Source organism: Singulisphaera rosea (assembly GCF_054877945.1).
On sequence record NZ_JBTYIP020000006.1, the window covers coordinates 381,137 to 391,159 of the forward strand.

The window sequence follows — 10,023 nt, forward strand, 5'->3', positions numbered from 1 at the left end:
GATCCATCCCAGCAGAAAGTGCTGGCCTTGGACCGTCCGGTAGTACGCGACCTGGGTGTCGCCGCCCCTGAGGACCGACGCCTGCCCTTGGCCGACTGGGATGACGCCGATCCTCGCGATGAAGCTTGTTCGCCGGGCCCACCTTTACGCGGGGCTCTCCATGACCCCGTGGGTGTTCCTTATATGGGATCATCGCGTTCCTGTTCAACCATCTCGAGGCCTTCCCGGACACGAAGCTGATCCACTTCGGCCCGATCGAGTGGGCGGGGACTTCGCTCGAGAAACGCCTTCGGCCCGAGGAACTGGCTTCGCGGGTGGTGGCGGCGCTGAATGCGGCGGCCAAGTTGGAGGCCGGGGGTATCGCCTCACGGCGAAGCCGGAGGCTCGTTTCGGGCGGGAGTTCTTTGCCACGGTCCGGGCGGTCGGGCAGGAGCAGGTCGTGCGGATCGACCTCGAGACGGGGGAGGGGACGGTACGGTCGCAGCCGAAGCCCGCCACGGCGGTCCCGCCATTCGTGGCCAAGGCGGGGGTCAAGCTGAGCCCCGCGCCGATGGAGCCGGTGACTCGGGCATTGCCGACGTTGTTGGATCGGCTGAAGATCCCGGGCGATCGCGTGGTGGAGCGGACGACGGCCCCGGACCTGTCGTTCCTGATGGAAGGGCAGGGGAAGACCTGGAGAGTGACGTACAACGCACAGACGGGGCGCGTCTCGGGACGGGCCGAGGAGGAGCCGGGGGCGCTGTCGGCGCGCGGGTATTTGCTCCGGCTCCACCTAGCCCACCACTATCCCTCGGCCATCGACGCACGATGGTTCTGGGCGATTGGGGTCGACGCGATGTTCCTCTCGATGGTCGGCTGGGGGAGCACCGGGTTTTTGTTGTGGTGGCAGATGAAGAACGTGCGCAAGGTCGGCGTGGTCGTGCTCATCTTCAGCGTCCTGACCGCCGCGGCCGTCGCGATCGGGATGCATCGCATCCTTGCCGGGTGACCATGCTATGAAAGTATCGGCTGGATCGATGGATTTTTTAGCCACGGATTGAACACGGATGAAACACGGATAAGAAGAAGAAAATAGCTATCAGCAGATGACGAAGATAGGTATAAATTGAAAATAAAGTCAATCTCAATCTGCGTCATCTGTTGATAAATCTGCCTTTTCTTATCCGTGTTTCATCCGTGTTCAATCCGTGGCTAAAAAATGGGCCGCGGGCTCGTGGTGAGCTCGCGGCCCTTGGAAGTTCACCCTGACTGGTTGGTTACTGGGCGGGAGGTGTCGAGGGTTTGGCGTCGGACTTCTCGGCCTCGTCGCCTTGGGGGCGGATCAGCTCGAAGTAGCGGCGGATGGTCTGGCGGTGGCCGAGGGGGATGGGCTCGCTGTTGAGGGCGGCCTCGGTGCGCTGGCGGTACTTCTGGTAGAGCTCGCGGTACTGGCGTCCGGCGGCCTGGCGGCCTTCGGGGGAGTGGGTGGTCTCGGTCTCGGAGGGGCCTTCGCCCATCTGGCCCTTGACCGTGTCTTGCTTGCGGCCGGCGCCGAGGGTGGTCTTCTCGCCGTCGACATTGCCGCTCGTGGCCATGCCCCAGTTGCTCGACGGGTTCGTCGACTTCTTGCGGAGCAGGCCCGTCAGGGTCGAGTTCTTCTGGCAGTTCCCCTTGCATTCCGAGAGGCTCTGGGCCTGCCGCTTCAACAAGTCGTTGATCTGCTTGCGACGCCCGTGGGCGCGGGCGAGCTTGCCGAGCTTCTTGAGGGCGGATTGGGCCGAGTGGCTGTCGTCGAGGGATTCGGCCAGCTCGGAAGTGGATTCGGAGAGGTCGCCGAGGCCGGCCTCGCCCGACGCCTGGGAGGCCTTCTTCAACTGCTCCTTGAGGGCCTTGGCCTCTTTGCGCTCGAAGTTGGGCTCGGCCTGTTCGAGGGCCTCGGCGGCCTTGGCGTACTTGTCTTGCTGGAGCGCGTTGCCGGCGGACTCCAGGGCCTGGGTCGAGGCCATGGCTTCGCCCAGGGTCTTCATCTGCGAGTCGACGAGGCCGACGTTGTACATGGCCTGCTGCTCGGCGATGGCGGTCTGCATCTCCGAGAGCTTGGCGAGCGCCTCGCGGACGTCGACGCCCGGTTGCTTCATCTCCTCGATCTTCTGCTGGAGCTGCTTGACGAGCTTCTCGAGGTCCTTGTCCTTGTGCGTCTCGGCGGCCTTCTCGAGCTCTTCGAGGCTGATGAGGGCGTCGTCGGCCGCGGCGACCACGGACTCGAGGGGGGTGACGGGACGGGCCTCGGCCTTCGGGCGGGGCCAGAGGATGAGGGCCAGGGCCAGGACGCAGGCGGCGGAGGCCCAGGGCAGGAGGGCGGGGGCCCGCAACGGGACCACGCGACGCGGGTCGACGACTTCGAGGTGCTGCTCGGCGTCGGCCAACTGGAGCTGGTGCAGCGCGGTGGACCCGGGCCGATCGATGAACTCGAGGGCCGTGACGACCCGGTCCTTCAACGAGTAGCGGCGGTCGACGGCCGAGGCCGCCAGGCTCCAGCTTCGGCCTCGGAGAAGCCCGAGGATGGCCCCGGCCAAAGGCCCGGCCGCCAGCAGCGAGAGCGACCAGATCGGCGAGAGCGGGTCGGTCCCCTTCAATCGCAGGGCCCCGAGTCCGATACCTAACAGAGAGCTCACGAACAAACCTAAGGCGGTCCAACGCAGCACCAGGAGGCGACTCTGCCTCCGGCGCACCGGCTCGAGGGTCTCGAAGATCCGCTTGTCCATCGTCGAATCCCCTTCCGACAGAAACCACCGCCATGACACCGCGGTCACGACGATTGTACGATTAAAAAGCTGTTCCGAAACCCGATTTTTTCTTCAAAACCGGGCTTCTGTGAGGAGACGGTGACATCCCATGAAGGGGTTGTCGCCGTCGAGTGGGTCAGAAACCCGGTGTTTGCAACAACATCGAGTTCTCTGGGAGAAGACGGCGACATCCCGCAAGGGGTTGTCTCCGTCGAGTGGGTCAGAAACCCGATTTTGAAGAAAAAATCAGGTTTCGGGGGACATACGTTAAATCGATCGGGCGATCACTCCGGGGCGACGGCTTCGGGGTGCGAGCAAGGTGAAGTCGATACGCCTCAGGGCGACGTCGAACACGAACAGGACGGCGGCCGCCGCGACGAGGTAGGGCCAGAGCGGCGTGGCCCGTGGCACCGAACGCGTGGGAGGGGCGAAGACGGTCTCGGGCGCCGGGTCGAAGCGGCCTCCCGTGACCTGGGCGACCGACTGCAAGAGGTCACGATTTATGGGTTTCAACCGGAGCTCGTCGGGGTAGCCGACCGCCAGGCCTCGGGATTGCTGGCCGAGGACCTGGCCGTTGAGGGTTTGCGAGAACATGAGCTGATACGAACCCGCCTGCGTCGTGTCGAACTCGGCCTGGTAGCGGCCGGGGGCCGACTGCTCCATCGGGAGCTTCTTCGTCCCGAGCCGGGGGTCGACCAGGGTGAGCTCGGTCGTGGCCCGGTTGAGGAACTTCCCGGTCGGGTCGATCGCGTCGAGCGAGACCGAGGCCTTCCGGCCGTTCCGCGCGACCTGGACGACGGTCCCCTTGGTCTCCGACTTGCGCTGGGCGTGGCGGGCGACCTGGGCCCAGAACTGGCCGAACTGGGGCCAGTTCAGCCATTCGGCGGCCCAGCGGGCCTTGGCGTCGGAGGTGAAGGCCACGCTCATGCCGAGGCCGTAGCGCCACCAGGCCAGCAGGGGGTCGCCGGCCTCGGTGGCCAGGATGACCTCGGAGGTCGCCTTGGGCCGGGTGACGACATAGCCGAGCAAGAACGGGACGTCGTCGAGGCCGACCTCGGAGAGGACCTGCGTGGGCCGGACCAGCGTCGGGGTGAAGGGCTGTTCGTTGATGGCCGACTTGCTGGCGGTGACGGTCTCCTTGGCGAAGATCTGGGGCACCTGGCCCGGGTCCTCGGCGACGTAGTAGCGGCCGTTGCCGATCCGGGCGATCTCCTCGAGGACGTCCTGGGCGGCGTCGCTCCCCATCGCCACGGTGGAGACCGTGATCCGGTCGGCCGCCATCGCCTGCGCGATCCCTTCGAAGTCGCCGGGCGCCGAGATGCCGTCGGTCAGGATGATCATGTGCTTGAGCTTGGCGACGGCCCCCTTGAGGACCTCGTAGGCCTCCTCCATCGCCGGTGCCATGACGGTGCCTCCCCCGGCCTCGAGCGAGGCGATCCGGTCGAGCACGAATCCCTTGTCGGTGCAGGGGTGGAGCTCCGAGACCCAGAAGTTTTCCCCCTCGAACGCCAGGACCCCGACCTGGTCGGCCGGGCCGAGCAACTCGACGGCGGCGCGGGCCGCCTCCTTGGCCATCTCGATCTTCTCGCCCCCCATCGAGCCCGACTTGTCGACGACCAGCATCATCGCCAGGCTGGGCTTCTCCTTCTCCTTCTCGAAGTCGCTCCGGACCGGCAGGATCTCTTCGAGGGTCGTCTTGTAGTAGCCGCCGAGCCCGAAGGATTGGTCGCCGCCGAGCATGATCAGGCCGCCGCCGAGGTCCTTGACGTAGGTCCGCGCAACCTCCATCTGGAGGCGAGTCAGCGAGGTGGCCGGGACATTCGAGAGGATCAGCAGATCATAATTCTGGAGCTCGGCGAGGTTGTCGGGGGCGCCTCGGGGGGGGCGGACGTCGACTTGCATGTTCTGCTCTTCGAGGGCCCAGGTCAGGTGCTTGACCTGCTCGAGGTCGCTCTCGACCAGGAGGACGCGGGGCTTGCCGGCCGTGAAGACCAGGCCGAAGTCGCTGTTGTTGTCGAGCAGCGTGTCGCGATAGCCGCGGAGTCGGGCGGTGATCGGGGTGAGGCCGCCTTGCTCGATCGCCTGTTTGAGCGTGACCCGGTTCTCGCCCGCCTTGAGCTTGACCTTCTGGTCGGCCACCTTGACGTCGCCCCGGTAGATCTCGACCTGACCGGCGTCGTCGGCGTGGTTGGCGTCGATGACGACCTCGACGTTGAATGGCTCGCCCTGCTGGACCTGGGGCGGGGCATTCACCGCCGAGAGCTGGACCTCGGGATCCTTGCGGGCGGGCAGGGGGACGGTCGAGACCTCGACCTTCCCCTGGAGCGCCGCGGCGGCCTTGAGGGCCTCGCCGGAGGTGGCGTTCCCGTCCGAGACGAGCACGACCTTGGGGACGTAGAACGGGGGGACCGCGGCGGCGGCGACCTCGAGCGCGGCGGCGATATCCGTCCCCTTCGCGTCGAGCCCGGTCGGCTCGGCCTTTTGATCGGCGATAGGCTGTCCCGGCGACGATGTTTGAGACGTTGTCGTGGCGGGGCTCGACGCCGTGCCGAGGCGGACCTCGCCCGGTTCGGAGGCGAACGGCAGGATCGCGTACCGGTTCCCCCCGACCCCGAGCACGGCGCGGGCGACGTAGTCGTCGGCCGCCTTCTTGGCCTCGTCGCCGATGCTCAGGCTGCGGTCGACGGCGAAGACCACGAACTGCTCGCGAGTCGGCCGGAGCAGGTTCAGGCCCGCGAGGGCGAGGATCAGGAGGACCGCGATCGACGCCCGGAGCGCGAGCGACGTGATCATCTGACGCCGGGAGAAGTCGACCAGGCTGTGCCGGAAGTAATAGACGAGCACGAGCAACGCGGCGAGGCCGAGGAGCCACCACGGGCGGGTCAATTCGAGGAACTGCGAGGGCAAGCCCATCAGTCGATCCACCTTCGCTGATAGAGGAACCACTCCCAGCACGTCAGCATCCAGGCCGCGGCGACGAGGTAATACCAGATCGGCCTCGCGCCGATCGCGGAGGAGGCCCTCGAAGTCCGCTCGGGCAGGCCGGGCCCCGGGCGGAGGTCGCTCTCGCGGCGGTTGGCGAGGTTGCAGGCGAGCTCGGCGATCACGGGAGAGTTGTCGGCTGGTCCGGCCTTGGGTGCCTTCGCGTTCTCCTTCTGCTTCGAGGCCGGCGGCTTGCGGACGACGCTCCAGACGCCGCAGCGGTCGAGCGGGCCGACGGTCGCCTTCGTAACTTTTGGCGGGAGCGGCCGATCCTGTCCGTCGGGGCCTCGGAGCACGCGGACGACCTCCGCGTCCGACTCGGCCGGCAGCTCGACCTCGGGCACCGCGCCCGCGGGGAGGGCCTCGCGGAGCTCCCCTTTGGTCCCGGCGAACCAGCCGAGCAGGTTGGTCATCATGATCGGGAATGCGGTCTGGAGCGGCAGGTCCCCCTTTTCGAGGTTGACCGTGAGAACCGCGACCTTCCCCTCGGGCCTATCGATCACGGCGTAGATCGGGTCGCCGGTCGCCGAGTCGATGAGGATCTGGGCGGGGACCTTGAAGGCCAGCTTCCGAGCCTCGGGCATGAGAACGTTGTCGAGCCGCACGTGGGCCAGGAGCGGGGAGTCCTTCGCCTGGTTGGCGACCACGGGGTTCTGGACCGGGGCCTCGACCTGCCAGAGCGAGGTCGGGTCCTCGGGGTCGATGACCAGGACCGGGCCGGCGGGCAACTCCGCCGGGACCTTGCGGTGGAAGACGGTGACGCCGCGGCGTTCTTGGGCTTTCGGCTTCGAAGCCGAAGGCTTGGCGACCTCCAACTGGACCAGGGGGATGGCCTCGAAGACTTTCTCCAGGAAGAGGTTCCCCTCGGTCACGAGCGAGACGGGTTGCGGGTCGCGGTGCGGGAGGATGGCCTGGGCGACGTTGTCGACGAGCAGGGCATCGTCCCGGTCGATCCGGGCGCGGAGCTTTCCCCCTTCGGCCGAGGTCTTGTCGAAGACCTGCGTGGTCGACTCGCCGGGCTTGAGCTTGAGCGGGACGACGTCGATCGGGCTGTCGTCCAGGTCGATCTCGAGCCGGCACTCGACCGGCTCGTCCGACGCGTTGGAGACCTCGGCGAGGATCTCGTAGCCGATCGGGTCGAGGAGGCTGCGCCTGGCTTGCAGGCGGGTGATCCCGACATTCCCGGTCGCCTTGCCGACGCTGACCAACTGGACGTCGGGCTGCTTCACCAGGCCCGCGGCCCCATCGAAGCCGCAATCGGTCAGGACGATGAGTTTATGAGACTTGTCCGTCGCCGAGACGAGGCGTCGGGCGAGCGCGACGGACTCGGAAACCCGGGTCGGGCCGTCGGTGACGGGGATCGACTCGAGGGCTTCGCGGAGGGTCCGCTGGTGGTCGGTCAGGCCGCAATAGACCCGCGGCTGCACGCCCGCGGCGACGATGGCCAGCTCGTCGCCGAGCCTCATCCCGTCGATGACCCTCGTCCCTTCGGCCTTCGCCGCGTCGAGCCGGCTCGGCGAGACGTCGGTCGCGTTCATGCTGGCGGAGTTGTCGACGATGAGGACCATCCGGCGCGCCCGGGCCTGCTGCCAACGAAAGATCGGGTCGGCCAGGGCGAAGACCAGGAGTGCGAGGAAGGCCAGTTGGAGCAGGAGGGAGATCAGGTGCCGGAGCCGCTGCCAGATCGACCTCGGCTTCTTCTCCTCGAAGATCTGCCGCCAGAAGATCAAGGTCGAGACGGGGACGCGACGGAGCCGGATCTTCAGGATGTAGAAGATCACGATCGGGATCGCCAACGTGGCGAGGAGGAACGCGGTCGGGTTGACCAGGCTCATGTCAGGGCCCCCGCCTCGCGCATCATCCGGAGGATTAATTCATCGAAGGGGATGTCGGTCGTCGAACGCGTCCCCCCGACTCCGTATGTGGAGCAGTATTTACGGACCGATTCGAGGAAGGCGTCGAAGATCTGGCGATACTGCCTGAGGTTCCGCTCGGTGATGGTGACCTTCTCGATCGCCTGGCTCTCGACGTCGAGCAACTCGACGTCCCCTTTGAGCCCGGGGTCGGCCTCGCGACGGTCGTAAACCTGGACGACGTGGGGCTCGTAGCGGTGGTGCCTGAGCACGTCCAGGCCGCGTTGGTAGCCGAGCGGGTCGAAGAGGTCGCTGAGGACCACGGCCAACCCCCGGCGCTGGGAGCGGTGGATGAAGTTCTCGGCGGCCCTGGCGAGGTTCGTCTGGCCGTCCCGGACCTCGAGATTCTCGAGGAACTTGAGCAGGGAGAGGATCCGCCCTTTGCCGCGAGTCAGGGGGAAGTCGGCGACGATCTCGCCCGCGAAGGCGACGACGGCGACCCGGTCGAGGTCGGCGAGCGCGATGTAGGCGAGCGCGGCGGCGACCTGCCGGGCGTAGTCGAACTTCGAGGGGGAGCCGAAATCCATGCTCCGGGAACAGTCGAGGAGAATGTAGACGTGAAGGTCTTCTTCTTCCTGGAATCGTTTCAGGAGCAGCTCGTCGTGCCGGGCGAAGACGTTCCAGTCGAGGTAGCGGAAGTCGTCGCCGGGGGTGTATTCGCGGTGGTCGGCGAACTCGATGCCGCCGCCGAGTTGCATCGTCCGCCGCTGGGCGAGGAGCTGCCCGCGGAAGACCCGCTTGGAGACGAGCGAGAGGTACTCGAGCTTCTTCAGGAACCCGGAGTCGAACAAGGGCATGGATCGGGTACCAGGGAGTGTCGAGTCGAGCCGGGGAGGTTTGGGGATCCGGCCTTGGACGTCTTTCGGATCCCATTCCGAAACCTGTTTTTTCCTTAAAAAACGGGTTTCTAAGGGGAGAGGGCGTCGGCGTCCCGCCTGGGGCTGGCCATGTCGAACGCATCAGAAACCCGTTTTCTAAGAAAAAACAGGTTCCGGGGCACAGACTCAGACGGTCATGGCTGGGGCTTCGACGGACTCGAGGATGTTCTCGATGATGTCGTCGGCCTGGACGTTCTCGGCCTGGCCCTCGAAGTTGAGGATCAGGCGATGGCGGAGGGCCGGGAGGGCGGCCTCGCGGATGTCTTCGCGGGCGACGTGGAAGCGGTGGTCGAGGATCGCCCGGATCTTGGCCGCGAGGATCAGGGCTTGCGCGCCTCTCGGGCTCGAGCCATACCGGACGAATCGCCTGGTCATCTCGGTCGCCTGCTCGCTCTCGGGGTGCGTGCTCATGACCACCGCGATCGCGTACTTGCGGAGCTCCGAGGCGATCGGGATCTTCCTCGACAGTTGCGAGAGCTCCACGATCCGATGGCCGTCGAAGACCGGCCGGGCGCGGGCGTCGGCCGACTCGGTCGTGCGGTCGAGGATCAGTTCGAGTTCCTCGGCGCTCGGGAAGGTGACGAGGAGTTTGAAGAAGAACCGGTCGAGCTGGGCCTCGGGGAGCGGGTAGGTCCCTTCCATCTCGAGCGGGTTCTGCGTCGCCATGACGAAGAACGGTCGGGTCAGAATGTGGGTCTTGCCGGCGACCGTGACTGATCGCTCCTGCATGGCTTCGAGCAAGGCCGATTGTGTCTTGGGGGTGGCACGGTTGATTTCGTCGGCGAGCACGAAGTTGGAGAAGATCGGCCCGTGCTGGAACTCGAACTTGCGCCCTCCTTCGGGCGACTCGAGCATCACGTTCGTGCCGATCACGTCGGCCGGCATCAGGTCGGGCGTGAACTGGATGCGCTGGAACTTGAGGTGGAGGGCGTCGGCCAGGGTCCGGACGAGGAGGGTTTTGCCGAGTCCGGGGACCCCTTCCAAAAGGACGTGCCCCCCGGCGATCAGGGCCGTCAAGGTGCCGTCGACGATCTCCTCGTGGCCGACGATGACGCGGCGGATCTCGCGGCGCAAGGCCTCGAAGTCGGTGCGGAACTGCTCGAGCTGCTTCACCTCGTCCGGGGTCTCGGTCATCGGCCAGGCCTCTCGGGGGAGTCGAACGCGAGTCGGGATCGCTCGCGGGTCGATGGTCGCATCGTCGCTCGGCATCCGCCTTCCGTTGAGAACAGCGTCAGTCGTCGTCCGGAAGGGCCGCAAAAACGAAACGTCAATGGCGGAAAGCCTTGTGGATTCCGGCGATATTATGCGGGTGTGGTTGTCTGGGCAGTCTGGAGTTGTGCCCAGGCCACGGCCGCTCGCCGGTGCCGCCTTGTCGAGATCTCGACCGCGACTTTCACAGGCTAACCCGAAAAGATTCGTACCGCAATCGAAAACCTGCGACATTTGAAATAGGGAGATCGTTCTCGGACTTGTTGAATGGTTTGA

General features: G+C 66.1%; 6 protein-coding genes. 1 reads left to right on the forward strand and 5 read right to left on the reverse strand.

Annotated elements, in window-relative coordinates; translation table 11 throughout:
- Nucleotides 1-439: 439 nt before the first annotated feature.
- Nucleotides 440-988: a hypothetical protein gene (locus tag ACYOEI_RS14355; protein WP_462850191.1), complete on the forward strand. Its 549-nt coding sequence runs from the start codon at nucleotides 440-442 to the stop codon at nucleotides 986-988.
- Between the two features lie 268 nt (nucleotides 989-1,256).
- Here ACYOEI_RS14355 and ACYOEI_RS14360 read toward each other — a convergent pair whose 3' ends face one another.
- From ACYOEI_RS14360 to ACYOEI_RS14380, 5 genes are all read right to left on the reverse strand, one after another.
- Nucleotides 1,257-2,744, reverse strand: a complete 1,488-nt coding sequence (locus ACYOEI_RS14360) for a hypothetical protein (RefSeq protein ID WP_462850192.1) — start codon at nucleotides 2,742-2,744, stop codon at nucleotides 1,257-1,259.
- Between the two features lie 288 nt (nucleotides 2,745-3,032).
- Entirely contained in the window at nucleotides 3,033-5,678 is a 2,646-nt protein-coding gene (locus tag ACYOEI_RS14365; RefSeq protein ID WP_462850193.1) for a VWA domain-containing protein, read from the reverse strand.
- On the reverse strand, nucleotides 5,678-7,582 hold the full coding sequence (locus ACYOEI_RS14370) for a VWA domain-containing protein (protein WP_462850194.1): 1,905 nt from the start codon (nucleotides 7,580-7,582) through the stop codon (nucleotides 5,678-5,680). The genes ACYOEI_RS14365 and ACYOEI_RS14370 overlap by 1 nt, the downstream gene beginning before the upstream one ends.
- Nucleotides 7,579-8,457: a DUF58 domain-containing protein gene (locus ACYOEI_RS14375; protein WP_462850195.1), complete on the reverse strand. Its 879-nt coding sequence runs from the start codon at nucleotides 8,455-8,457 to the stop codon at nucleotides 7,579-7,581. Before ACYOEI_RS14375 ends, ACYOEI_RS14370 begins: the two co-directional genes overlap by 4 nt.
- Before the next feature lie 207 nt (nucleotides 8,458-8,664).
- Nucleotides 8,665-9,672 (reverse strand): AAA family ATPase, encoded by a 1,008-nt coding sequence (locus ACYOEI_RS14380; protein WP_462850212.1) that lies wholly within the window; start codon nucleotides 9,670-9,672, stop codon nucleotides 8,665-8,667.
- Nucleotides 9,673-10,023 lie beyond the last annotated feature (351 nt).

What these genes read in the sequence shown, in the direction of transcription:
- ACYOEI_RS14375 (WP_462850195.1), bottom strand. Translation starts at nt 8,457, where the DNA reads ATGCCCTTGTTCGACTCCGGGTTCCTGAAGAAGCTCGAGTACCTCTCG.
- ACYOEI_RS14365 (WP_462850193.1), bottom strand. Translation starts at nt 5,678, where the DNA reads ATGGGCTTGCCCTCGCAGTTCCTCGAATTGACCCGCCCGTGGTGGCTC.
- ACYOEI_RS14370 (WP_462850194.1), bottom strand. Translation starts at nt 7,582, where the DNA reads ATGAGCCTGGTCAACCCGACCGCGTTCCTCCTCGCCACGTTGGCGATC.
- ACYOEI_RS14380 (WP_462850212.1), bottom strand. Translation starts at nt 9,672, where the DNA reads ATGACCGAGACCCCGGACGAGGTGAAGCAGCTCGAGCAGTTCCGCACC.
- ACYOEI_RS14360 (WP_462850192.1), bottom strand. Translation starts at nt 2,744, where the DNA reads ATGGACAAGCGGATCTTCGAGACCCTCGAGCCGGTGCGCCGGAGGCAG.